Consider the following 22434-nt stretch of genomic DNA (forward strand, 5'->3'; position numbering starts at 1 on the left):
TCATGCCCGGCGCGGCGGGCGTGGCACGAACGCGTAGCCGCGATGCTGGAACGACGTCGCGAAGAACCGCATCTGATAGCGGATCGCGTTCGCCCAGTAGTCCCACGTATGGCCGCCTGGCCGCTCCGCATAGTCGTGCGGCACGCCGAGCGCGACGAGCCGTTCGTGCAGTGTGCGGTTCGAGCCGACGAAGGCATCGTCGCGGCCGCAATCGATCGTCAGGTCGAGATGCGCGCGCACGAATGACCGCGCGCTTTCGACGATCACGTTGCGGTTCCAGAATGACGGATGGCGGTCGGGATCGCCGAACACGTGGGCGATCCCCGGCTCCTCCGTGCAGCAGCGCGGATCGACCGCGCCGCTGATGCTGCCGACCGCGCCGAAGGTGTCGGGCCGGTCGAGCGCGATGCGCAGCGCGCCGAAGCCGCCCATGCTGAGCCCGGTGATCGCGCGCGCGTGCTGGGTCGCGATCGTGCGGAAATGCAGGTCGACGTAGGACACGACTTCGTCGCCGATGAAGGTCTCGTAGCGGCTGCCCGAATCGAACGGGCTGTCGATGTACCAGCTTTCATGTCCGCCGTCGGGCATCACGAGGATCACGCGGTAGCGGTCGGCCAGCGCGGCGATGTGCGTGTTCGACGTCCAGTCGGTATGGTCGCCGCCCGAGCCGTGCAGCAGATACACGACGGGGTAGCGTTCGCCGTGGTTGTCGCGCGCGTAATCGTCGGGCAGCACGATGGTGGCCTTGAGCGTCTCGCTCATCGCGGCGCTCGGGATCGCGACGACCCGCGCATGGAATGCGAACGCAGGGGGCGTGACGGCGAGCAGCAGAAGCAGCCAGAAGGTACGTGCCAGGCGCATCGATCCTTGCATGTGTCGACCCAGTCCGGCCGGATGCCGGGAAAACCCTGTTGCGACGACTCTAGCAACCGCGCCTTTCAACCATATTTCGGTGAATCCTACGGGTTGTCAGGCGGCCGGCTTGCATACGATGCGCGCGAGGGCGGCGCGCAACGCATCGGGCCGCTCGGCCGCGATCAGGTGGCCGCAGCCGGCGATCGTGTCGAAGCCGGCGCAGCGGGCGAGCGCGTATTCGGGCACGTGCCAGCCCGCGCGCGAGCGTTCGCCGGCGATCAGCCAGACCGGATGACGCTCGAACACTTGCGCGAGCGCCGGCAGGTAACCCGCGTCGCCGGTCGTCTCGACCACCGAGCGGCCCATCGCGCGCAGCGTCGATGCCGGCTGATGCGCGAGCCAGCGGCGTGCGTCGTCGAGCTGACTCGGCGACGGTGCGTTGATCGCGCCGCGCAGCCAGTCGAGCGGCGCCGCGCGCAGGCCGTCGAGCATCGCGTCGGCTTCGTCGGGCGTCATGCGCCCGACCGATGCGGACCAGAACGCATCGTCGAGCGTGAAATTGCCTTCGACGTTGACGATGCGCCGCACGCGTTCGGGGTGCGCATGCGCGAACAGCATCCCGATCGCGCCGCCGACCGAATGGCCGACGACATCGACCGGCCGCATGCCGACGTGCATCTCGACGGTTTGCCGCACGTGCTCGACCTGCGCGGCAAGCGAGATCGCGTCGGGCGGCGTGGCGCGATGCGCGCCGTAGCCGAGCAGGTCGGGGCACAGATGCGGGCCGTGCCATCCGCGCACGTCGAACGTGCCGATGAAGCCGTGAATGAAGACGACGGGCGTGGGCTGGATCATGCGGCGTGTGCGGAAGGAAGCGGCGGCAATTCGAGTTCGGCGAGCAGTTCGTCGAGCTCGAGCAGGTGCGTGCGGTCGTGGTCGAGCAACTCGCGCACGAGTTCGTCGAGCGACATCCGGCGAATGCCGTCGCGCAGCCCGCAGCGTGCGAGTTGCGATGGGTCCAGCGCGGCCGCGGTGGCGCACAGCGCGGCGCGGCCGCTGCGGAACGCCGCGACGGCGAGATCGAGCGGCTGCGCGAGATAGTCGCGTTGCGTGGCGAGCGCGGTGCCGTCGACGGATTCGATCACGGGCAGCTCGGCCGTGCGCACGGCGTCGATGCGTGCGGCGAACACCGCATCGAGATCGCGCAGGTGGCACGCATGTTCGACGAGCGAGAAGCCGGTGCCGGTCGGGCGGCGCGTGGCCAGCGCCGCCGGTACATGCGCGGCACGGGCGGCGAGCCGGGCGGGCATGCGGGCCAGCGCGGCGACGACGTCGGCGAACGGCAGCCGCTGCGGGTGCGCGGCGAACACCGCGCCGTAGCTGAACAGCGCGCCGCCGAGCCGCCCGCGCGCCTGCACGACCTCATGGCCGTGGCGACGCATCACGTCGGCGACCATCGCGCCGCAGAACTGGCGGGCCGTCGTGTCGGCTTCGACTTCGGGGAATTTGCGTGCGATCTCGTCCTGGATCGCGCCGATCGCGGCGACGCCGACGCGCGACAGCGCCGCGAACTCGAGATAGCGCTCGGGCTGCTCGATCAGCGCTTCGAGCTGGGCGCCGAGCGCGGTCGAGCGGAAACGGTCGAAACGGGAATGCATGACGAAGCCCTGCCGAGTAACGTGACAAAACGATACGTTACTCGGCAGGGCTTCGTCAACGGGCTCGTCCGGGCGCGTGCGAGATTCGCGTGCGCCGCCCGCTTGCGGTTCAGGACTTCTGCCGGGCGTCGACCTCCGCACGCATCCGCGCCTCCTGCTCCTGCAACTCCGGCGTGAATGCGTCGCCGAAATCTTCCGCCTCGAACAGCGGGCGGATCTCGATGTCGGAGTCGCCGGGCATCGGGTTCGGGCAGCGCTTCACCCATTCGACCGCTTCTTCCATCGATTTCACTTGCCACAGCCAGTAGCCGGCGACGAGTTCCTTCGTTTCGGCGAACGGGCCGTCGATGACGGCGCGGCTCTTGCCGGAAAAGTGCACGCGTTTGCCGTGGCTGCTCGGGCGCAACCCGTCGGCGGCGAGCAGGATGCCGGCTTTCACGAGTTCTTCATTGAAGCGGCCCATTTCGGCCATGATTTCGGTGTCGGGCATTTGGCCGGATTCCGAATCGGCGGTGGCTTTGACGATGACCATGACGCGCATTGTCGTATCTCCTTGAACGTGAATAGGACGTTTGCCGGCGGTGCGACGGCAAAACGATCGGTTACGACAACACGACGCGCGACGGCGACGCGAATCGACATCGCGGGTAAAAAAATTCAGCGGCGATCGGAATGGCGAGGGGCGCCGTGTCGGCAATGCGTCAGGCCGCGTCGGCCTGCGCATCGAGCACGCTGCGGATCCGCGCGGCGAGTTCGTCGCGCCGGTAAGGTTTGCCAAGCAGCATCACGCCGGGGTCGAGCCGCCCCGCATGGAAGATCTCGTCGCGTGTGTAGCCCGAGGTGAACAGCACCGGCAACGGCGGCTTGCGCAGCGCGGCGCGGCGTCCGAGTTCGCCGCCCTTCACGCGGCCCGGCATGATCACGTCGGTAAACAGCAGATCGATCGGCGTCTCGCTGTCGAGCACGCGCAGCGCGGCTTCGCCGTCGGACGCCGTGATGACCTTGTAGCCGAGCTGCGCGAGCATGTCGACCACCGTCAGCCGGACATCCGCATCGTCCTCGACGACGAGGATCGTTTCGCGGCCGCGCATCGCGTCGTGCTGCGGCGTGCGGGCAGGCTCGTCGGCCGCCTCGTGGCAGCGCGGAAACGTGAGGCGCACGGTGGTGCCCTGGCCGGGCGTGCTGTCGATCGACACGTGGCCGCCGCTCTGCTTGACGAAGCCGAACACCATGCTGAGCCCGAGCCCGGTGCCTTCGCCGTCCGGCTTGGTCGTGAAGAAGGGTTCGAAGACGCGTTCGAGCACGTCGGCCGTCATGCCGACACCCGTGTCGGCGATCTCGAACGTCACGTATTCGCCGGGCGGCATCGGCGCGCGGCGCGTGCCGGCCGCGGGGCCGGGCTGCGTGCTGTTGTATGCGGCGATCGTCAGCGTGCCGCCGCCGCGCATCGCATCGCGCGCGTTGATCGCGAGGTTCAGCAGTGCGTTTTCGAGCTGGTGCCGGTCGGCGAGTACGTTGCCCACGTCGGGCGACAGCGCGGGGACGATTCGCACCGCTTCGCCGAGCGCGTGGTGCAGCATCTCGTGCATGCCGTCGATCAGCCGGCACGGGTTCAGCGTGGTCGGCGCAAGCGGCTGGCGTCGCGCGAACGCGAGCAGGTGCGACGCCAGTTGCGCGCCGCGCCGCACGGCGTTGTTCGCGTTCTCGATCCGTGGCTGCGCGCTCGCATGCGCGCCGAGTTCGACGGAGAGGATCTGCAGGTTGCCGCTGATCACCTGCAGCACGTTGTTGAAGTCGTGCGCGATGCCGCCGGTCAGGCTGCCGATCGCTTCCATCTTCTGCGCGTGACGCAACTGTTCCTCGATCGCCGCGCGCTCGGCGATCGCGTCGGTCACGCGCTGTTCGAGCGTTTCGGTCAGGTTGCGCAGCTCGGCATTGGATGCCTGCAGCGCCGCTTCCGCGCGATCGCGATGGCGCGTGGCGAGCACGCGCTCGGTGGTCTCGACGACGACGGCGAGCACGCCGCCCGGCGCGCCGTCGTCGTCGGGCAGCGGGCTGTAGTGCAGATCCATCCACACGTCTTCGGGGCGGCCGCTGCGCAGCAGCACGAGCGCCTTGTCGCGATAGGACAGCGTGCCGCCGGCGAGACAGGTGTTCATCACGTTGCGGTTGAAATCGGCGACTTCGGGCCAGCCGAGTTCGACCGGCTGGCCGAGCAGATACGGATGGCGGCCGCCGGCGAACCCGGCATACGCGTCGTTGTAGATCATGTAGCCGGGGCGGCCCCACAGCATCACCAGCGGCAGCGGCGAGGCAAGCACAGCGCGGACTGCCGCGACGAGGCTGGCGGACCAGCCGTCGATCGGGCCCAGCCCGGTGGCCGACCAGTCGAATGCGGTAATGCGTCGGGCCATGTCGCCCTGCCAGCCGGGGCAAGCGTGATGCTGCGCGAACAACTCGACATGCATGGAAGCGCTCCGATGAGGACATGCGGCCGCGGGCGGTGCGGCAGGTCGCGTAAGCGTGGTCCATTTTAGAGCAGATCGATCCGCGCGGCCGCTGTCACGGAGCGCCTCGGCAAAACTGGTATGCTGGTCCACACCACGTTTACGCGGAGGGCGCCATGGCTGCTAAGGAAGTCTCGAAGAAGAAGTACCTGAAGATCCTGAACAAACGCCTGCGTGCGGAGCCGGCGGCCCCGGCCGGCGCGTCGTTCGTCTTTTTCCCGCTGGGTGCGAAGGCCAAGCACGCGACGGGCGTCGTGTCCGGCGACGCGCGCAGCAAGCGCGAACTGGCGGTGATGGCCGCAGTTCAGCGCAAGGCGGCCGAAGAGTTCATCGTCGCCGGCGCCTGACCGGCCCCGGCCCCGGCCGTCGCGCCGCCGGAAGACCGCCGCCGCGGCTTACGCGGCGCGGCTTCGCGATGAGCGAGCGCGCCGGCGAGCACGCGCGGGATGTCGTGCGCGATCACCGGGCCGTGCATCGGCAGGGCGATGTCGAGATCGAGCGCGTGGATCCAGCGCGCTCGCCAGGTGCGTGAGCGACGGCAGGTAGGCCGAGCGTGCGATCGAATCGACGATCGCCGGCAGCGGTCGTCCGTTTCCTCGTCGCCGAAACGCATCAGGATGTCCGACGACAGCAGCAGCGTGTACGCGGGCCAGCCCGGTGATCAGGACGCCTTGTCCGCCGCCGTCGCCGGATACCGGCCGCTGCCGCCCGCGTCGTCGCCTGCCGCCAGTTGCTCCAGCGCGAGGCCCTTCGTCTCGATTCCCAGTGTCCACACGGCGATGGCCGCCGCGACGAACGACAGCGCGCCGAGCGTGAACACGCCGCCCTGGCCGAACACCGGCAACACGACGCCGACCACGTAAGGCCCGATCAGCGAACCGACGCGACCGATCGCCGACGCGAAGCCCGAACCGGTCGCGCGTGCGCCGGTGCCGTACAGCTCGGGCGTGTACGTGTACAGCGCCGCCCACATCCCGAACAGGAAGAACTGCATCGCGAGGCCCGTGACGATCAGCAGCGTCGTGCTGCCGCCGTACAGCGCGCTCTGGCCGTATGCGTACGCCATCGCACCGCCGCCGATCAGCGATGCGATGCAGGTCGGCTTGCGGCCCCAGCGTTCGACGAGCCACGCGGCGCACAGGAAGCCCGGCACGCCGCCGAGCGAGATCAGCACCGTGTAGAACACCGATTTCGTGACTTCGAAGCCGGCCTGCTGCAGCAGCGCGCCGAGCCACGACGTGAGGCCGTAGAAGCCGAGCAGCGCGAAGAACCACAGCAGCCACACCATCACCGTGCGGCGACGGTACACGCCGCTCCAGATCTCGCGCAGCGCGCCGCGACCGCGTGCGGCGGCCGGCTCGGCGAGCCGCGACGGCGGCGGCAGCGTCGTGACGCCGGCCGAGCGCATCACCTTCGCCTCGATCGAGTGCATCACCGTGTCGGCTTCCGCGTGCCGGCCCGCATGTTCGAGCCAGCGCGGCGATTCCGGCACGATGCGGCGTACGACGAGCACGAACACGGCCGGAATCGCGAGCAGCGCGAACACGGTGCGCCAGCCGAACTGCGGCAGCACGAAATACGCGACGATGCCGGCCGTGATGAAGCCGAGCGGCCAGAAGCCGTCCATCAGCGCGATCAGGCGGCCGCGTTTCTCGGTCGGCACGAATTCGGACAGCAGCGTCTGCGCGACCGGAAACTCCATCCCCATCCCGATGCCGAGCAACACGCGATAGACGATCAACGCGTCGACGCTCTGCGCGGTCGAGCACAGGTACGACGCGGCGCCCCACAGCACCATGCTCCACTGGAACACCGGCCGACGGCCGAAACGGTCGGCGAGCAGGCCGGCGACGGCCGCGCCGAGCACCATCCCGAAGAAGCTCGCGCTCGCGACGAGGCCGGCGGCCGCGGTCGACAGCCCGAACTCCTTGCGAATCGAGCCGAGCACGAACGTCATCGTGCCGAGGTCGACCGAATCGAAGAAGAACGCGATCGCGATGATGAAGAAGATGCGCTTGTGATAGCCGGAGAACGGCAGGCGTTCGAGCCGGGCGGCGGCGGAGGCGGGAGCGGTGGCGGCGGGCATGGCGTCCTCTGAAATGAAAAAGGGGCCGCGCAGCGCATGCTCGAGGGCCCCGATGCTTCGTATTCAGTAGACGCGACCACAAACTGCCGCATCGGAGGAAAAGCGCCGCCCGCTTGCCGAAATGCGTCATCGGCGGGCGGCGCGTGACGCCAGGCAGCGTTAGTTCTTCAGCTTGTAGCCGGTGCGGAACATCCACGCGACGATCGCGAGCAGGATCACGAGGAACAGCGCGGTCGCGGCGAGGCTGATCCACACGTGCACGTCGGCGATCCCGTAGAACGACCAGCGAAAGCCGCTGATCAGGTAGACGATCGGGTTGAACAGCGTGACCACGCGCCACGCTGGCGGCAGCATGTCGACCGAGTAGAAGCTGCCGCCCAAGAAGGTGAGCGGCGTGATGATCAGCAGCGGCACGAGCTGCAGTTTCTCGAAGCTGTCGGCCCAGATGCCGATCACGAAGCCGAACAGGCTGAACGTGACGGCCGTCAGCACCAGGAACAGCACCATCCAGAACGGATGCAGGATGTGCAGCGGCACGAACAGGCCGGCCGTGGCGAGGATGATCACGCCGAGCAGGATCGACTTCGATGCGGCCGCGCCGACGTACGCAATCACGATCTCCCAGTACGACACGGGGGCGGACAGGATCTCGTAGATCGTGCCGGTGAAGCGCGGGAAGTAGATGCCGAACGACGCGTTCGAGATGCTCTGCGACAGCAGCGACAGCATCACGAGGCCCGGCACGATGAACGACCCGTAGCCGATGCCGTTCACGTCGCTGATGCGCGAGCCGATCGCGGAGCCGAACACGACGAAATACAGCGACGTCGAGATCACCGGCGCGATGATGCTCTGCATCAGCGTGCGGCGCGTGCGGGCCATTTCTGCGCGGTAGATCGCGCGGATTCCATGCCAGTTCATGGGTCAGGCTCCTTGCACGCCGTTGCGGCGGTTGTCGATCAGGCTGACGAAAATGTCCTCCAGCGAGCTCTGCGTCGTGTGCAGGTCGCGAAAGCCGATGCCGGCCGAGCCGAGCGCGTTGATCAGCTTCGCGATGCTCGCGTCGTCGCGCTGTGAGTCGTACGTATAGACGAGCGCGGCGCCGTCTTCCGCGCGTTCGAGACCGAACGGCGCGAGCGCGGGCGGCACCTCCGCGAGCGGCTGCTCGAGTTGCACGGTCAGCTGCTTCTTGCCGAGCTTGCGCATCAGTTCGCGCTTTTCCTCGACGAGCACGAGCTCGCCGCCGAGGATGATGCCGATCCGGTCGGCCATCTCTTCGGCTTCCTCGATGTAGTGCGTGGTCAGCAGGATCGTCACGCCGCTTTCGCGCAGTGAATCGACGAGCTTCCACATGTCGCGGCGCAGTTCGACGTCGACGCCGGCCGTGGGTTCGTCGAGGAACAGGATGCGCGGCTCATGCGACAGCGCCTTCGCGATCATCACGCGGCGCTTCATGCCGCCCGACAGCGTCATCAGCTTGTTGTCGCGCTTGTCCCACAGCGACAGCGCCTTCAGCGTCTTCTCGATGTACGCGGGATCGGGCGCCTTGCCGAACAGGCCGCGGCTGAACGACACGGTGGCCCAGACGGTTTCGAACGCGTCGGTGGTCAGCTCCTGCGGCACGAGGCCGATCATTTCGCGGGCCGCGCGGTATTGATCGCGGATGTCGTGGCCGCCGACCGTCACGCGGCCTTCGGTCGGCGTGACGATGCCGCAGATCGAGCCGATCAGCGTCGTCTTGCCGGCGCCGTTCGGCCCGAGCAGCGCGAAGATCTCGCCGGGGCGGATGTCGAGGGTCACGTGCTTCAGCGCCTGGAAGCCGGACGCGTAAGTCTTGGAGAGGTCGGAGACGGAAAGGATCGGTTGCATGCTCACGGATGGCACGGCCGCCCGGCGCGACGGCGGGCGCCGCGCGTGCCCGGCGTCGCCGCCGCTGCGAAGCGGCCGGGACCGGGGACGGCATGGCGAACGGGCGTCATGTCGAACGGCAGGGTAGTGCGGGATCGCGGGACCGCCATATTAGCAATCGGCAGATCGAAATGCATTCTGATGGAAAGGCCGGGCTGGACCGGCGTCGGATTTGCGGGAATTGCGGTGATATCGCTCAACGATTTGGCGTTTTATTTGAATGATGCGAATAATCCGGATGGTTTTCCGCGAATCGGGCCGCGAGCGCGTTGCCGCTCGACGGGCGGGCCGACTGTGCTGCCTGCCGTCCCTCGCGCCGTACCGGGACGGCACGCGTGGCGCTCGCGATAATGCGTGCCTTTCACGGTGATACGGAGCGGGGCGCATGTCTTTGATCGATTTCAAGTCCGTGGCGGACGCGCAGGCCGCCGCATGGAAATCCACGATCGTCGGCGAAGTCGGGCCGGCCCGGATCAAGGTGCTGCGCATGGATGCGCAGCCTTACGAAGCAGAAGTGCACGACTACAACGAGGGGCTGCTGGTGCTCGACGGCACGCTGAGGCTCGAGGTCGAGGCGGAAACGGTCGTGGTCGGCGCCGGGCAGATGTATCTCGCGCGCGCCGGCACGCGCCACGCGGTGCTGCCCGGCAGCCACGGCACGCTTGCGATCATCGACGTATGAGGTGCGCCGCAACATGCGTGCGGGCCGCCGAGGGCCGGCTGGCCTGGCTCGGCGCGGATTGTCGTCCGTCGTTCAAACGCGTGTTCCATGGTCCGTGTATTTGTCTGAGCAAATAAAATGAAGGCTGTTTGAAAATCTGTCAAATACCGTATGAACGCTAGGATCGCGCGGTTTCATCCGTTTGGAACTCTGCATCCATTTACTTGTGGGAATGGTCCGATCATAGTCTCGACAAACGACGCATCACGATAACGAATCAAGCGTACGTATGGAGACCACACCATGAGACGCCTATCCGCGGGGCCAGCCGGACTGCCGTTTCCCGATTTTTCGCTGAATGCAGGCGCGACGCAGGTCGCGTGCCTGCCTCGTCACCACGCCGTGTAGCGGCGAACCGTAGCGACAAGCTACTTTCCGTTTCGATCGTTCCGACGGCGCCGTGCCGCATGACGGCGCTGCGGGAGCGCGCTCGTCTGCCGCCGCGGCATGTGCCGCATCTGCCTGACCGGCATCGCGGCGGCCTTGCGTGCATCGTCATGCGCCGCGCCTTCGTGCGGCGGCGCGATACCAACCGGCGGGCCATGCAGCCCGGCCGGACGAGACTTGTCGTACCTGAAAAGGAGGGGTTGATGATTTGCATTCCTGAATGGCGGAAGGCGGTCCTGTCGTGCGCGGTACTGGCGCTGCCGTTCGTCGCCGGTTGCGGCGGCGGCGACGATCCGGGGCCGATCACCGTGCCGCAGTGCTCGGGTAGCGCCTGCGGGCCGAGCGGCGCCGACACGACGCCGCCCGTCGTGACGAAGCTGTGTCCCGACGCGCTCGATTACACGACGACGTACACGGGCGGCGCCGGCAGCGGCGAATACGTGAAGGTGAAGTTCGACACGACGAAGCTCACCTACCAGCTGCAGTTCATCGAATCGTCGGTGCCGACGTCGGCGGGGCAAGTCAACAACACGCGCGCGGGCCTGACGATCAGCGGTGCATTCCATCATCCGACTAATCTCCCGACGGCCGAGCAGAACCGTTGCGCGTTCGTGCTCGACAGCGGCGCGACGAGCGACGGCGCGTATTCGGTGACGATCAACCGCGCCGACCCGCCGATGCTGTTCGTCGGCAATGGCGTGGTGGGCGGCGGGATTCCGGGGGCGACGATTGCGTTCGCCGGTATCCCGCTGCTTCCGGGCATCACGCTCGGCGTCGTACCGTCGCGCACCTTCGATTTCTATCCGTTCATCGGCTTCACCGACACGGAAACGGACTTCAGGAAAGTGGCGGGCAACTACAACGAGGTAGGCATCCATCTGTCGCCCATCGGCGGTGACGGTCAGAGCCCGACCGGGGCGGTCGGCTGGGAATCCGACGTCGTCAACTGGAATCAGACGTTGAACGCGGACGGTTCGTGTTCGATCACGCAGGGCAGCGACTACTCGTGTCAGACGACCGGGACGCCGTGGGCGCAGCGCAAGAACGCGGACGGATCGGCGGACAATGTGTTCGTGAGCAATCCGGCCGGCGGGGCAGGGTATCCGATCGCGGGACAGGGCTCGACGCTGATCATTGCACCAAGCCAGGCGAAAGGCATCATGATCGTCGGCAGGCTGAACGGCGTACTGGTGCCGATCGTGATTCGTGTCGGCTACACGCACGTCGATACGGTCAATCTGCTCGCATCGGTCGCCGACGCCGAAGTCGGCATCTCGATGCTGTCGTCGACGAAAGCGATTGCCGCGAACTCCCTGAAGGGCGGGTACATCGGCGCGACCAGCGCCTCTGCATGCGGCATCGTGACATCCAGCGGCCAGGGGAACAAGTTGGCGTCGGCGGGGCCGAGCTTCAACCCCAACGTGCCGCACCCGGACCTGCCCGGCATCTTCGCCAACAACGCCTTCTATTCGGTAGCCGGCAGTTGCAACGACGGCACCGCGGTGTCGACGCTGGCCGCGAACTATACGTCCACGCTGTTCCAGGGCAGTACCGCGGCGTTCATCGATCCGCAGACGTCGTCGGTCACCTCGCAGTTCGCGCTGGACTATACGCAGGCCACGCCCGGCAAGATCAAGGTGACGGCCGCGCAGGACTTCAACGCGAAGGGCGCGAACGGCAACGCGGCGATCTTCGGCAAGGGCGACACGGGCTGGCTCGTGACGGCCGGCAACGTCTACGCGATGGTCGTCAACAACAACAAGGTCAACCCGTTCTTCACGATCGGCGCGTTCGTCCAGTAACCCCGCATTGAACACGTCACACCGGCGGCGCATGCGTCGCCGCCGGTGAATCGAATTTCAAGAGGATTCCTATGAATGTGAAACATTGGATGGTCGCGGCGTCGCTCGCGCCCGTGCTGGCCGCCTGCGGCGGTGACGGCGACCCGCCGCCCGCGCCGGTGGTCCGGCTGTGCCCGCAGACGATCGACTACAACACGGTGTTCATCGGCGGCTCCGGGTCGGGCGAGCTCGTGAAGGTGCAGCTCGACACGACGAAGATGACGTACCGGATGACCTACCTCGCGTCGCCGGTGCCCGCCACCACCGGTACCGTGCAGCCGACGCGCGACACCGCGCCCGCGAACGTGGTCGACGGCACGCTGGCCGACGAGACGGGGCTGCCGACGGTGAAGCTGAACCAGTGCACGTTCCGGATGCAGAACGCGAGCCTCGACCCGAGCCGGCCCGCGCGGCTGTTCCTCGGCGAAGGCGTGCTGGGCGGCGCGATCCCCGGCGCGACGATCCAGTTCGACGGCGTGATCGGCGTCGGCAAGATCACGAAGACGACGTTCCCGTACTACCCGTTCATCAGCTTCTCGTCGCTGGAAACCGACCTGACGAAGATCGCCGGCACGTACAACCAGCTCGGCTATCACCAGGTGCCGTCGCAGAACTTCCAGCCGGTGGCGCTCGACCAGCAGGTGACGATCAACGCGGACGGCAGCTACACGGAAACCGACAACTTCGGCAAGAAGAACGGCGGGCAGCCGCTTGCGTCGAGCGCGACGGTGAATCAGCCGTTCACGCTGCGCCCCGATGCGCCGGCATTCCAGTCGCTGAACTACCAGCCGCAGATTCCACCGACGCTCGCCGCGCTCGATCCGGCGAAGGCCGGCAAGGGGATCCTGATCGTCGGCAAGCTGCGCAAGCAGCTCGTGCCGATCTTCATCCGCACCGGCGCCGCGAACGCGGACCTTACGCAAGGCCCGCCGAGCGCGGACGACGAATCGGGGATCTCGTTCCTGAGCCCGCGGACGGCGATCGCGCAGGGCTCGCAGGACGGCGAGTACACGGGCGTCGACAGCGCGTTCAACTACCGCGCGACCGCGCTCGTTGGCGCACAGGCCACGCTGCTCGATCCGTTCAACGCATCGCAGGCCGCGCTCACGCGCGCGCTGAACCTCGACTACACGCAGAAGGCGCCGGGCGTCGTGACGACCGTGCATGCGGATGCGGCGTCGGGGCCGGCGACCGGCAAGTTCGTGTTCACCGGCGGCGTGTTCGGATTCCTCGACATGGCCGATACGAGCAACCCGTACTTCACGGTCGGCGCGTTCGTGCAGTGACCGCGTGTGGATGGAGACACGGCGGCGCCGCGCGCGAAGGCGCGGCGCCCGGACAGAATGAGGGGGAGACTTCATGAAGAAGCTGATTGTCGCGGGTGTCGTCGCAGGCGTATCGACGCTCGCATCGGCCCAGCAGGCGGGCGACAACGTCGCGACGCTGGGCTGGCTGCACATCATGCCGCAGGATTCGACCAACGGGCTGACGACGAATCTCGCGAACATGCCGATCAACGGACCGTTGCGCCTGCCCGGTTCGTTCACGTCGCCGGGCACGAGCCTGACGGTCAACAACGCCGATACGGTCGGCCTCACGCTCACGCACTTCTTCACCGATCACATCGCGGTGACGTCGGTGCTCGGCGTGCCGCCGGAATTCACGCTGACCGGACACGGGGTGATCAAGCCGCCTGGCCCGGCCGGCGCGCTCGGTTCGGTCAACATGGACAATCCGGCGAACCAGCCGGCCGTGAAGAACGCGCGGCAGTGGAGCCCGACGATCATTCTGCAGTACTACTTCAATTCGTCGACGGCGAAGTTTCGTCCGTTCGTCGGGATCGGCGTGGCCTACAGCTGGTTCAGCAACATCGAACTGAATGGCAACTTCGCGAGGGACATCAACGAGAACCTCGGCAGCGTGCTCGCCGCCGGCGCCGGCAAGCCGGGGGCAACGTCGGTGGAGGGCAAGGCGTCGTCGTCGTTCACGCCGGTCTACAACATCGGCGCGAGCTACGCGATCGACAAGCACTGGGGGCTCACGGCGACGCTGACGTACATGCCGCTGAAGACCTACTCGTCGCTCGTGATCAAGGCGGCCGACGGGTCGACGCTCGCGACCACGCGCACGAAGTTGAAGGCCGATCCGCTGATCACGTTCGTCGGGATTTCCTACAAGTTCTGAGCCGACCGGCGCGCATGACGCGTGCCGGCGGCTTCCTGCGACCGGCTGGCCGGATCGTTCCGGCCGGACGGTCGCGTTCCTGGCGGCGTGCCGCCATTTGTGAAGAGAGGGGGCAGTTCAAATGAGCATTCGCAAAATCGTATCGCTTGTTGCTGCAGTGGCTTTCACCGTGGTTTCGGCCGCGCCTGCTTTCGCCGTCACCGTTTCGCGTGCCGACGGCCAGCCGATGAATCCGAACGGCGAGCCGTTCTCGGCGACGGGGCTCACGAATCTCAGCAAGGGATCGATCAACGCCAGCTGTACCGCGACCTTCAACGGCACGATCACGTCGACCGGCATCGTCAACATCACGTCGACGACGTTCGCGGGCGGCGCGACGTGCGGCCTGATCAGCGGCAGCGCGAGCAGCACGTCGCCGTGGACGGGGCAAGCCGACAGCACGACGCAGCTGTCGATCAACAACGTGAAGGTCAACGTCACGCTGCTCGGCACCTGCGGGCCGAGCAAGGTCGTGACCGCGTGGAGCGACGCGAACTCGTCGCTGGCGTTCAACAACTCCGTGCTGACGCCGGACTGCACGGTGACCGGTACGGTCCTGACGTCGCCGAAGTTCCACGTGCAGTAAGCGTCGCGCGAGCGAAGCGGGAACCCGCCGCGCGCGAGGGCCGTGCATGCGGTATGCGCGGCGGGTTTTCGCGGCTTCGATGGGTTCGCGCCGTCGCGCGTATCGGCGCGGCGGCCGGATTCGTCCGACAGCGTGGTCGTGTATGCCGCCATCCATGTATTGCCGAAGCGCCGCGTGCAGTAGGCGCCGCGAAGCGGGGCGCCCGCCGCGCATGTGAACCGCGCGGCGCATACGCGAGTTTCCGCATCTCCGATTCATGCGAGCCGTCATGCTTACCAGCGCGACGGCCGGTTGCCCGCCCGTGTCGCGATCCGATACGGGCGGACTTGCAGGGCCGGCGTGGCGTGTATTGCGCCACCCGATCCGATTGAAACAAAACCAGGCCAATTGACCAGAACCATCCCGGACGACCCATGCTGACCGATCCAGCAAAGTATGGCGATGCCCGCGGCGCGACGCCCGACCGGCTGCGCACGGCCGCGTGGTTGCAGTACCTGATCGACCATCTCGACACGCCGGTTTGCGCGATGGCGCCAACCGGCGTGGGCGACGCGACCGTCGCCGCTTCGCACGCGATCCGTGCGGGCGCAGGCGCGAACCTCTCCCGCGAAGCGACTGCGGTTCTTCATCGGCTCGTCCCGTGGATCGCGACGGACGGCGGCGGTTGCGCATGCGACCCGACCGATCCGCCCGGCGCGTGCTCGCATGTGCCTTCGGTCCAGCAACTCGCCGAGGCCGAGCGTTGCTGCCCCGGCTCGCGTGCCGTATTCGACACCGCGCACGGCGTGATCGGTGCATGCACGTTCGACGATCCCGACGTCGGCTGGGCCGCGCTTGAACGAATTGCCGATGGCGTCGAATGCGCAGGCCGCGACTCGGGCGCGCGCATCGCGGCTCGACATGACGGGCGGTGCGAGACGCCGCCTGCAAAGAACCTGAGAGACAGGCTGGCCGCTATCGCGGCAACACCGACTCGTCCCGGCGCGGTCATCGATGCGACCGTGTTGCGCGTATGCGGCCCGCGCGACGACGCGGCGCGCGTCGACGAGATGGCCGCACTCGCGATGTTCGCGGCCGAACTCGCCGCGGGCAACGGCGTTTCCGTTCAGGCGTACGGCGGTCGGCACAACTTCGTCGCGCAAGCGATCAGAACGCATCGCACCGATCTCGCGTCGAAGGACGGGCTGCTTGCTGCACTTGCCGTGTGCCGGCTCGATCGACTCGTTGGCGCCGGCAGCTTCTGGGCCTGCTACCTGCTGGCGGGCATCGTGATCGCCGCGCCGGACACGGTTCGGGAAATCGGCCACCGGTTTTGGGGCGACACATGGCAAACGTGGCTCGACCACGTGCTCGCATGGCCGGCGGTCAGCCGCTTCGGGGTGAAGGAAGATGTCGCATTCGACCGCCTGCGTGACGCGATGAGCCTGACGTCGCGCAGGAACCCGATCGTCCGCGCCAAGCGGATGCGCGGTGTTTCGGCAGCCCGGCCACGCAGCGCAAACGAGAAGGCGCAATGAAATGCGGCTCGCGGCGAGAACGCCGCGAGCCGCGCGGGTGGTATCGCGGCGCCCGGGCAGGCGCCTGCCTGCATCAGACCGTCTCGGGTTGCCGCACGGCCTTCGCGACATTCCTCGCCGGTGCGCCGTTCGCGACGAAGTACGGCACGTCGACCCGCGCGAGCGGCGTGCGGCCGCGGATCTTGTCGGCGATCTTCTCGGCGATCATGATCGTCGGCGCGTTCAGGTTGCCGGTCGTGATGATCGGCATGATCGACGCGTCGACGACGCGCAGCCCGTCGAGCCCGTGCACGCGGCCTTCTTCATCGACCACCGCCATGTCGTCGTAACCCATCTTGCACGAGCACGACGGATGGAATGCGGTTTCGGCGCGGGCGCGCACGAATGCGTCGAGTTCCTTGTCGGTCTTGCAGTCGGCGCCCGGATTCAGCTCGCGGCCGCGATAGCGGTCGAGCGCAGGCTGTCGCATGATCTCGCGCGTCGCGCGGATCGCATCGCGGAACTCGCGCCAGTCGAGCGCTTCGGCCATGTAGTTGAACAGGATGCTCGGATGGTCGTTCGGATCGCGCGAGCGCAGCTTCACGCGGCCGCGGCTCGGCGAACGCATCGAGCCGACGTGCGCCTGGAAACCGTGCATCTCGATCGCGTTCGAGCCGTTGTAGTTGATCGCCACCGGCAGGAAGTGATACTGGATGTTGGGCCACGGATCGTCGTCGCGCGTGCGGATGAAGCCGCCCGCCTCGAAGTGGTTGCTCGCGCCGAGGCCCGTGCCGTTCAGCATCCATTCGAGGCCGATCTTCGGCTGGTTCCACCACTTGAGCGCCGGGTACAGCGAGACGGGCTCCTTGCATTCGTACTGGATGTACATCTCCAGGTGGTCCTGCAGGTTCTGGCCGACGCCGGGCAGGTCGAGCACGACGGGAATGTCGAGTGCCTTCAGCCATGCGCCGGGGCCGACGCCCGAGCGCTGCAGCAGTTGCGGCGATGCGATCGCGCCGCTGCACACGAGCACTTCGCGACGCGCATGCGCGGTCGCGCGCTCGCTGCCGCGCAGGTAGGTGACGCCCGACGCGCGCTTGCCGTCGAACAGGATGCGGTCGGCGAGCGCGTGCGTGACGATCTCGAGGTTCGGCCGCGCCTTCGCCTGGTCGAGGTAGCCGCGCGCGGTGCTCGCGCGGCGGCCCTTCGGCGTGACGGTGCGGTCCATCGGTCCGAAGCCTTCCTGCTGGTAACCGTTCAGGTCGTCGGTGCGCGGATAGCCGGCCTGCACGCCTGCGTCGACCATCGCTTCGAACAGCGGATTCACGCCCGGCTTGCTGGTCGTGACCGACACGGGGCCGCTGCCGCCGTGATAGTCGTTCGGGCCGACGTCGCGCGTCTCGGCTTTCTTGAAGTACGGCAGGCAGTCGAGATACGTCCAGTTCTCGAGGCCCTTGTGCGTCGACCAGTTGTCGTAGTCGAGCGCATTGCCGCGGATGTAGCACATCCCGTTGATCAGCGACGAGCCGCCGAGCCCCTTGCCGCGGCCGCATTCCATCCGGCGGTTGTCCATGTGCGGCTCGGGATCGGTCTCGTACGCCCAGTTGTAGCGGCGGCCCTGCAGCGGATAGGCGAGGGCGGCCGGCATTTGCGTGCGGAAGTCGAAGCGGTAGTCGGGGCCGCCCGCTTCGAGCAGCAGCACCGTGACGTCCGGATCTTCCGTCAGGCGCGTTGCGAGCACGTTGCCCGCGGAACCCGCGCCGCAGATGATGTAGTCGTATTCGCGTGTCGTCATGACGGATCTCCTTGTCTTAAAACACCGGGTTGTAGCGGCCGAGCTCGACCTGCACCGACTTGATGCGAGTGTAGTGCTCGAGCGTCGTGATGCCGTTCTCGCGCCCGACACCGGATTGCTTGTATCCGCCAACCGGCATTTCTGCCGGCGACTCGCCCCACGTGTTGATCCAGCAGATGCCGGCTTCGAGGCGATGGATCGTGCGGTGCGCGCGCGACAGGTTCTCGGTCACGACACCGGCCGCGAGCCCGTAGTGCGTGTCGTTCGCGCGGGCGATCACTTCGTCCTCCGATTCGAAATCGAGGATGCTCATCACCGGCCCGAAAATCTCCTCGCGCACGATCTTCATGTCGTCGCGGCAGTCGCCGAACACGGTCGGCGCGACGTACTGGCCGCTGCCGAAGTGGCCGTCGGTCAGGCGCGTGCCGCCCGCGAGCAGCTTCGCGCCTTCGGCCTTGCCGCTCTCGATGAAGCCGAGCACCTTGTCGAGCTGCGCGGCCGACACGAGCGGGCCGAAGTTGGTGTCGGCATCGGTCGGCTTGCCGACGCGGATGCGCTTCACGCGTTCGAGCACCTTCTGCGTGAAGGCGTCCTTGATCGAGCGGTGCACGAACACGCGCGTGCCGTTCGTGCAGACCTGGCCCGAGCTGAAGAAGTTGGCGGTCACCGCGATGTCCGCCGCGCGATCGAGGTCCGCATCGTCGAACACGATTAGCGGCGACTTGCCGCCAAGCTCCATCGTCACTTCCTTCAGCGACGAGGCGCCGGCCAGCGACATCACCTTCTTGCCGGTTTCGACGCCGCCGGTGAACGACACCTTCGCGATGTCCGGATGGCCGGTGAGCAGCGCGCCGACCGAGCCGTCGCCCTGCACGACGTTGAACACGCCGGCCGGCACGCCGGCTTCCGTATAGATTTCCGCGAGCTTCAGCGCGGTCAGCGGCGTGACTTCGCTCGGCTTGAACACCATCGCGTTGCCGGCCGCGAGCGCGGGCGCCGTCTTCCAGCAGGCGATCTGGATCGGGTAGTTCCACGCGCCGATGCCCGCGCACACGCCGAGCGGCTCGCGGCGCGTATAGACGAACGACTCGGCGCGCAGCGGCACCTGCAGCCCTTCGATCGCGGTCGCGAGGCCCGCGTAGTACTCGATCACGTCCGCGCCGGTGACGATGTCGACCGCGAGCGTCTCGCCGATCGGCTTGCCGGTGTCGCGCGTTTCGATGGCCGCGAGTTCGTCGTTGCGTTCGCGCAGCAGGTCGACCGCGCGGCGCAGGATGCGCGAGCGCTGCATCGCGGTCATCGCGGCCCATTCGCGCTGGCCTTCCTGGGCGGACGCGACCGCGCGGTCGACGTCGGCCGCGCTCGCCTGCTGCACCTGCGCGAGCAGTTCGCCGGTGGCGGGATCGAAGGTGTCGAAAGTCTTGCCGCTGGTGGCGTCGACGTAACCGCCGCCGATGTAGAGGCGCTGCAAACCGTATACGGACATGAGGATCTCCTTGAGGGCGACTGCGTGACGCGTCAGTCGGACGCGAGCAGCAGGTCGATGTAATCGTGGGCGAGCTTCAACGCGGCTCGGGTGTCGATCGGGCCGCCGGCGAGTGCGCCGCGCAGCCACAGGCCGTCGATCAGCGCGGCGAGGCCGCTGGCGGCTTCGCGCGCTTTCGTCCGCGGCAATGCTTTCGCGAACTCGGCGCACAGATTCGAATGCAGGCGCCGCGTGTTCACGTGCTGCAGGCGCTTGAGCATCGGGTCGTGCATGCTCTGCGACCAGAATGCGAGCCACGTCTTCATCACCGGCGCGCTGACCTGCGTGTCGTCGAAGTTCGCGGCGACGACCGCGCGCAACCGCGAACGCGGGTCCTTGCGTGCGGCGACGCGGCGACGCGTGGTGGCCGACCACAGGTCGCGCAGCACGTGTCGCATCGTCGCTTCGAGCAGGCCGTCCTTGTCGCCGAAGTAATGGCTGACGATGCCCGTCGAGATGTTCGCGCGTTGCGCGACCGATGCGAGCGTCGTGCCGGGCAGGCCCGCTTCGTCGATCGAGCGCAGCGTGGCGTCGATCAACTGTGCGCGGCGTATCTCCCGCATTCCGACTTTCGGCATCGCGACTCCCTTCGCCCGGGCGGGCCGTCCATGGAAGTCGAGAGCTTATCGGTTTTTTATTGATCGTTCAATCAACAAAAAATCGGGGCCGAACGAGGTGCGGTGTTCTAAACGGGGCACGGTCGTTCGTCGCGAGCGTCATGTGCAGGTGCGGAAAAACGCCTTGAAAGAACGTTAATTAAGTTTGAATCTGTTTAAAACGGTTCATGAAAAAATGACGCAATGCGATGGACCGTTTCCCCACCTGTTTCTATTACAAATCGAAAGAGTGTTGAAATCTGCAACATTATTCACGATGTGAAATTGTCAAATCGGATTGTGAAGATGCGCGGTTTTCTAAAAACCGTTTCAATCGGTCGATTGAAATGATGTAATTGATTGAAAACAATGCGTATTTACGGATTTGTGAATGCCGGCAGTGGACTGCTCGCAAACGATTGCGTTCGTTCTTTTTGGGATTCCGCATACCATAGAAATTGATGAAAAAATTTGAATCCGGCGTATTTCCGGGCCGAGTAGAGGGATTTTTGGAATGACTTGAGTCAGTAATATCGACCGTATTAGTATGGCGCCGCACTACGAGGAATGAATGGCGCCGCCGGTCATTGCCGCGGTGCGTCGGCAATGGCCGCGCGGACGGATCGCGCGCCTGGCCGGCGCCAGCCATTGCGCACCTGCAGCATGCCGCGACGTCGAGACGCCGCATCCACCGGAGAACGACGATGCCGACCGAAAAACACGTGGTCCCGCTGCCGAATGGTCTGAAGGTCTACGTCGAACGGAACGTGTTCGACCCGGCGTTCGACACGGCGATGCTCGTCAACGGCGCGCTCGCGACGACCGCGTCGTTCGGCCAGACCGTCCAGTATCTCGGCGAGCGGATGAACACGATCTGCTTCGACCTGCCGTATGCGGGGCAGTCGCGCCAGCACAATCCCGGCTGCTTCATCCTGACCAAGGACGACGAAGCCGCGATCCTCCAGTACCTGGTCGAGCACTTCGCGCCGTCGTTCCTCGTGTCGGTGTCGTGGGGCGGCGTCGCGTCGCTGTTCGCGCTCGCGCGCGGCTGCCCGAGCGTGCGGCGCGCGGCGATCTGTTCGTTCTCGCCGTTCCTGAACGACGCGATGGTCGACTACGTGACGCGCGCCCGCGACCACATCGCGGCCGGCGAGAACCTGAAGGCCGCGCAGTTGCTGAACGACACCGTCGGCCGTTATCTGCCGCGCATCATGAAGCTGTACAACTACCGGTATCTGACGCGCCTGCCGCGCGACGAGCAGGACCAGGTCGCGTTCCACGTCGACCAGATCCTGTCGCTGCAGCCCGAGCGCTATTTCAGCGAATTCGCGAACATCGGCTGCGAGCTGCTGTTCCTGAACGGCGAGCGCGACGAATACACGACGCCGGCCGACGTGCGGCAACTCGGCGCGCACGTGGCGCGCGCGCGGTTCGCGACGGTGCCGGACGCCGGCCACTTCCTCGACATCGAAGGCCGTGCGCAGCGCGAATACACCCGTGCCGCGTTGCTCGATTTCTTCTGTGGCGAAGCGTCCGTCGCGGCCGGCATCGCACGTGCGACCGCGCCGGCGTGCATACCCGCACCGATGCACGCGCTGTCGTCGTGACGCCATCCGCCGCGCATCGCGTTCGTCCCGCGTATCCGAATTCCCATCCCAACGAGGCAGGCCAGCCGTGAATATCGTTCAGACCATCGCCATCGTCGTTCCGTGGGCCGCGTGGCTCGCGTACTGGATCGCCACGTCGCAGGGCGTCAAGACGACCGTGCGCAAGGAGGCGTCGCGCTCGCGCACGCTGCAGTCGATTCCGCTGATCGTCGGCGGCGCGCTGATCATCCTGCCCGATCCGTCGTGGCAGGCGCTCGTGCCCGACTGGCAGCGCTTCGGGCTGCAGGCGCAGTGCGGGCTCGCGGTGCTGGTGGCCGGCCTGCTGTTTTCGGTGTGGGCGCGGCTGCATCTCGGCACGAACTGGAGCGTGTCGGTCACGCTGAAGGAAAACCACGAACTCGTGCGCACGGGGCCGTATGCGCTCGTGCGTCATCCGATCTACACCGGCTGCCTGATCGCGCTGGTCGGCGCCGCGCTGATCGGCGGCGAATGGCGCGGTGCGATCGGCGTGCTGCTCGTGTTCGCGTCGCTCGCGTACAAGGTGCGCGTCGAGGAGAGCTGGCTGACCGGATATTTCGGGCCGGCGTATACGCAGTACCGCCGCGAGGTCGCGGCGCTGATCCCCGGCTTCTACTGACACCCG

Annotated in this window: 21 protein-coding genes; 9 read left to right on the forward strand and 12 right to left on the reverse strand. The window is 66.8% G+C overall.

Annotation, left to right across the window (positions count from 1 at the left end):
• The 5 genes from H0X91_RS08895 to H0X91_RS08915 all read right to left on the reverse strand — a co-directional run bounded on the left by H0X91_RS08895 (position 1) and on the right by H0X91_RS08915 (position 4981).
• Positions 1 to 861 (reverse strand): alpha/beta hydrolase, encoded by an 861-nt coding sequence (locus H0X91_RS08895; RefSeq protein ID WP_006498721.1) that lies wholly within the window; start codon positions 859 to 861, stop codon positions 1 to 3.
• 108 nt (positions 862 to 969) lie between these two features.
• Positions 970 to 1710 carry an alpha/beta fold hydrolase gene (locus tag H0X91_RS08900; RefSeq protein ID WP_196432958.1) on the reverse strand — a complete coding sequence of 247 codons (741 nt, stop codon included), beginning with the start codon at positions 1708 to 1710 and terminating at the stop codon, positions 970 to 972.
• The gene (locus tag H0X91_RS08905; RefSeq protein WP_196432959.1) at positions 1707 to 2513 is read right to left on the reverse strand and encodes a DinB family protein; all 807 of its coding nucleotides are present in this window, start codon (positions 2511 to 2513) and stop codon (positions 1707 to 1709) included. The genes H0X91_RS08900 and H0X91_RS08905 overlap by 4 nt, the downstream gene beginning before the upstream one ends.
• A gap of 109 nt (positions 2514 to 2622) precedes the next feature.
• Positions 2623 to 3054: a YciI family protein gene (locus tag H0X91_RS08910; protein WP_006481960.1), complete on the reverse strand. Its 432-nt coding sequence runs from the start codon at positions 3052 to 3054 to the stop codon at positions 2623 to 2625.
• 160 nt (positions 3055 to 3214) lie between these two features.
• A complete protein-coding gene (locus H0X91_RS08915; RefSeq protein WP_006481958.1) occupies positions 3215 to 4981 on the reverse strand; it encodes an ATP-binding protein in 1767 nt (588 codons plus the stop codon).
• Positions 4982 to 5136: 155 nt separating this feature from the next.
• On the opposite strand from H0X91_RS08915, the gene H0X91_RS08920 reads away from it, so the two are divergent.
• Positions 5137 to 5367, forward strand: coding sequence for a hypothetical protein (locus tag H0X91_RS08920; RefSeq protein ID WP_006481962.1), 231 nt, complete (start codon positions 5137 to 5139; stop codon positions 5365 to 5367).
• Here the strand turns inward: H0X91_RS08920 and H0X91_RS08925 are convergent.
• From H0X91_RS08925 to H0X91_RS08940, 4 genes are all read right to left on the reverse strand, one after another.
• The gene (locus H0X91_RS08925) at positions 5325 to 5633 is read right to left on the reverse strand and encodes a hypothetical protein (RefSeq protein WP_227739687.1); all 309 of its coding nucleotides are present in this window, start codon (positions 5631 to 5633) and stop codon (positions 5325 to 5327) included. The genes H0X91_RS08920 and H0X91_RS08925 overlap by 43 nt on opposite strands.
• Positions 5634 to 5681: 48 nt before the next feature.
• Positions 5682 to 7106 carry an MFS transporter gene (locus tag H0X91_RS08930; protein ID WP_062884942.1) on the reverse strand — a complete coding sequence of 475 codons (1425 nt, stop codon included), beginning with the start codon at positions 7104 to 7106 and terminating at the stop codon, positions 5682 to 5684.
• Positions 7107 to 7265: 159 nt separating this feature from the next.
• The gene (locus H0X91_RS08935; protein WP_006481964.1) at positions 7266 to 8027 is read right to left on the reverse strand and encodes an ABC transporter permease; all 762 of its coding nucleotides are present in this window, start codon (positions 8025 to 8027) and stop codon (positions 7266 to 7268) included.
• 3 nt (positions 8028 to 8030) lie between these two features.
• Positions 8031 to 8975 (reverse strand): ABC transporter ATP-binding protein, encoded by a 945-nt coding sequence (locus tag H0X91_RS08940; RefSeq protein WP_006481959.1) that lies wholly within the window; start codon positions 8973 to 8975, stop codon positions 8031 to 8033.
• A 424-nt stretch (positions 8976 to 9399) separates the two neighbouring features.
• Here H0X91_RS08940 and H0X91_RS08945 point away from each other — a divergent pair, with 424 nt between their 5' ends.
• The 6 genes from H0X91_RS08945 (at position 9400) to H0X91_RS08970 (ending at position 16289) form a co-directional block, all read left to right on the forward strand.
• Complete coding sequence (locus H0X91_RS08945) at positions 9400 to 9696, forward strand: cupin domain-containing protein (RefSeq protein ID WP_006482698.1); 297 nt, start codon at positions 9400 to 9402, stop codon at positions 9694 to 9696.
• 629 nt (positions 9697 to 10325) lie between these two features.
• Positions 10326 to 11924 carry a DUF2957 domain-containing protein gene (locus H0X91_RS08950; protein ID WP_080331915.1) on the forward strand — a complete coding sequence of 533 codons (1599 nt, stop codon included), beginning with the start codon at positions 10326 to 10328 and terminating at the stop codon, positions 11922 to 11924.
• A 71-nt stretch (positions 11925 to 11995) separates the two neighbouring features.
• On the forward strand, positions 11996 to 13249 hold the full coding sequence (locus tag H0X91_RS08955) for a DUF2957 domain-containing protein (protein ID WP_196432960.1): 1254 nt from the start codon (positions 11996 to 11998) through the stop codon (positions 13247 to 13249).
• Between the two features lie 73 nt (positions 13250 to 13322).
• Entirely contained in the window at positions 13323 to 14147 is an 825-nt protein-coding gene (locus H0X91_RS08960; RefSeq protein WP_006482693.1) for an OmpW/AlkL family protein, read from the forward strand.
• Between the two features lie 121 nt (positions 14148 to 14268).
• Positions 14269 to 14772: an activator protein gene (locus tag H0X91_RS08965; protein WP_080322399.1), complete on the forward strand. Its 504-nt coding sequence runs from the start codon at positions 14269 to 14271 to the stop codon at positions 14770 to 14772.
• A 413-nt stretch (positions 14773 to 15185) separates the two neighbouring features.
• Positions 15186 to 16289 (forward strand): hypothetical protein, encoded by a 1104-nt coding sequence (locus H0X91_RS08970; RefSeq protein ID WP_077056635.1) that lies wholly within the window; start codon positions 15186 to 15188, stop codon positions 16287 to 16289.
• 73 nt (positions 16290 to 16362) lie between these two features.
• Here the strand turns inward: H0X91_RS08970 and betA are convergent, their stop codons facing one another.
• The 3 genes from betA to betI are packed head-to-tail and all read right to left on the reverse strand — an operon-like array spanning position 16363 to position 20166.
• Positions 16363 to 18063 carry a choline dehydrogenase gene (betA, locus tag H0X91_RS08975; protein ID WP_006482695.1) on the reverse strand — a complete coding sequence of 567 codons (1701 nt, stop codon included), beginning with the start codon at positions 18061 to 18063 and terminating at the stop codon, positions 16363 to 16365.
• A 16-nt stretch (positions 18064 to 18079) separates the two neighbouring features.
• Positions 18080 to 19549 (reverse strand): betaine-aldehyde dehydrogenase, encoded by a 1470-nt coding sequence (betB, locus tag H0X91_RS08980; protein WP_078041628.1) that lies wholly within the window; start codon positions 19547 to 19549, stop codon positions 18080 to 18082.
• 32 nt (positions 19550 to 19581) lie between these two features.
• On the reverse strand, positions 19582 to 20166 hold the full coding sequence (gene betI, locus H0X91_RS08985) for a transcriptional regulator BetI (protein WP_006482690.1): 585 nt from the start codon (positions 20164 to 20166) through the stop codon (positions 19582 to 19584).
• Between the two features lie 722 nt (positions 20167 to 20888).
• Here betI and H0X91_RS08990 point away from each other — a divergent pair.
• Together H0X91_RS08990 and H0X91_RS08995 are read left to right on the forward strand one after the other, a co-directional pair.
• A complete protein-coding gene (locus H0X91_RS08990) occupies positions 20889 to 21791 on the forward strand; it encodes an alpha/beta fold hydrolase (protein WP_006498732.1) in 903 nt (300 codons plus the stop codon).
• 67 nt (positions 21792 to 21858) lie between these two features.
• Positions 21859 to 22428 (forward strand): methyltransferase family protein, encoded by a 570-nt coding sequence (locus H0X91_RS08995; RefSeq protein ID WP_006482692.1) that lies wholly within the window; start codon positions 21859 to 21861, stop codon positions 22426 to 22428.
• Positions 22429 to 22434 lie beyond the last annotated feature (6 nt).

Source organism: Burkholderia sp. 9777_1386 (assembly GCF_015712265.1).
Lineage (GTDB): Bacteria > Pseudomonadota > Gammaproteobacteria > Burkholderiales > Burkholderiaceae > Burkholderia > Burkholderia cenocepacia.

Excerpts from the sequence above, each read along its gene's own strand:
- H0X91_RS08895 (WP_006498721.1), bottom strand. The coding sequence starts at position 861 with ATGCGCCTGGCACGTACCTTCTGGCTGCTTCTGCTGCTCGCCGTCACG.
- H0X91_RS08900 (WP_196432958.1), bottom strand. The coding sequence starts at position 1,710 with ATGATCCAGCCCACGCCCGTCGTCTTCATTCACGGCTTCATCGGCACG.
- H0X91_RS08905 (WP_196432959.1), bottom strand. The coding sequence starts at position 2,513 with ATGCATTCCCGTTTCGACCGTTTCCGCTCGACCGCGCTCGGCGCCCAG.
- H0X91_RS08910 (WP_006481960.1), bottom strand. The coding sequence starts at position 3,054 with ATGCGCGTCATGGTCATCGTCAAAGCCACCGCCGATTCGGAATCCGGC.
- H0X91_RS08915 (WP_006481958.1), bottom strand. The coding sequence starts at position 4,981 with ATGCATGTCGAGTTGTTCGCGCAGCATCACGCTTGCCCCGGCTGGCAG.
- H0X91_RS08920 (WP_006481962.1), top strand. The coding sequence starts at position 5,137 with ATGGCTGCTAAGGAAGTCTCGAAGAAGAAGTACCTGAAGATCCTGAAC.
- H0X91_RS08925 (WP_227739687.1), bottom strand. The coding sequence starts at position 5,633 with ATGCGTTTCGGCGACGAGGAAACGGACGACCGCTGCCGGCGATCGTCG.
- H0X91_RS08930 (WP_062884942.1), bottom strand. The coding sequence starts at position 7,106 with ATGCCCGCCGCCACCGCTCCCGCCTCCGCCGCCGCCCGGCTCGAACGC.
- H0X91_RS08935 (WP_006481964.1), bottom strand. The coding sequence starts at position 8,027 with ATGAACTGGCATGGAATCCGCGCGATCTACCGCGCAGAAATGGCCCGC.
- H0X91_RS08940 (WP_006481959.1), bottom strand. The coding sequence starts at position 8,975 with ATGCAACCGATCCTTTCCGTCTCCGACCTCTCCAAGACTTACGCGTCC.
- H0X91_RS08945 (WP_006482698.1), top strand. The coding sequence starts at position 9,400 with ATGTCTTTGATCGATTTCAAGTCCGTGGCGGACGCGCAGGCCGCCGCA.
- H0X91_RS08950 (WP_080331915.1), top strand. The coding sequence starts at position 10,326 with ATGATTTGCATTCCTGAATGGCGGAAGGCGGTCCTGTCGTGCGCGGTA.
- H0X91_RS08955 (WP_196432960.1), top strand. The coding sequence starts at position 11,996 with ATGAATGTGAAACATTGGATGGTCGCGGCGTCGCTCGCGCCCGTGCTG.
- H0X91_RS08960 (WP_006482693.1), top strand. The coding sequence starts at position 13,323 with ATGAAGAAGCTGATTGTCGCGGGTGTCGTCGCAGGCGTATCGACGCTC.
- H0X91_RS08965 (WP_080322399.1), top strand. The coding sequence starts at position 14,269 with ATGAGCATTCGCAAAATCGTATCGCTTGTTGCTGCAGTGGCTTTCACC.
- H0X91_RS08970 (WP_077056635.1), top strand. The coding sequence starts at position 15,186 with ATGCTGACCGATCCAGCAAAGTATGGCGATGCCCGCGGCGCGACGCCC.
- betA (WP_006482695.1), bottom strand. The coding sequence starts at position 18,063 with ATGACGACACGCGAATACGACTACATCATCTGCGGCGCGGGTTCCGCG.
- betB (WP_078041628.1), bottom strand. The coding sequence starts at position 19,549 with ATGTCCGTATACGGTTTGCAGCGCCTCTACATCGGCGGCGGTTACGTC.
- betI (WP_006482690.1), bottom strand. The coding sequence starts at position 20,166 with ATGCCGAAAGTCGGAATGCGGGAGATACGCCGCGCACAGTTGATCGAC.
- H0X91_RS08990 (WP_006498732.1), top strand. The coding sequence starts at position 20,889 with ATGCCGACCGAAAAACACGTGGTCCCGCTGCCGAATGGTCTGAAGGTC.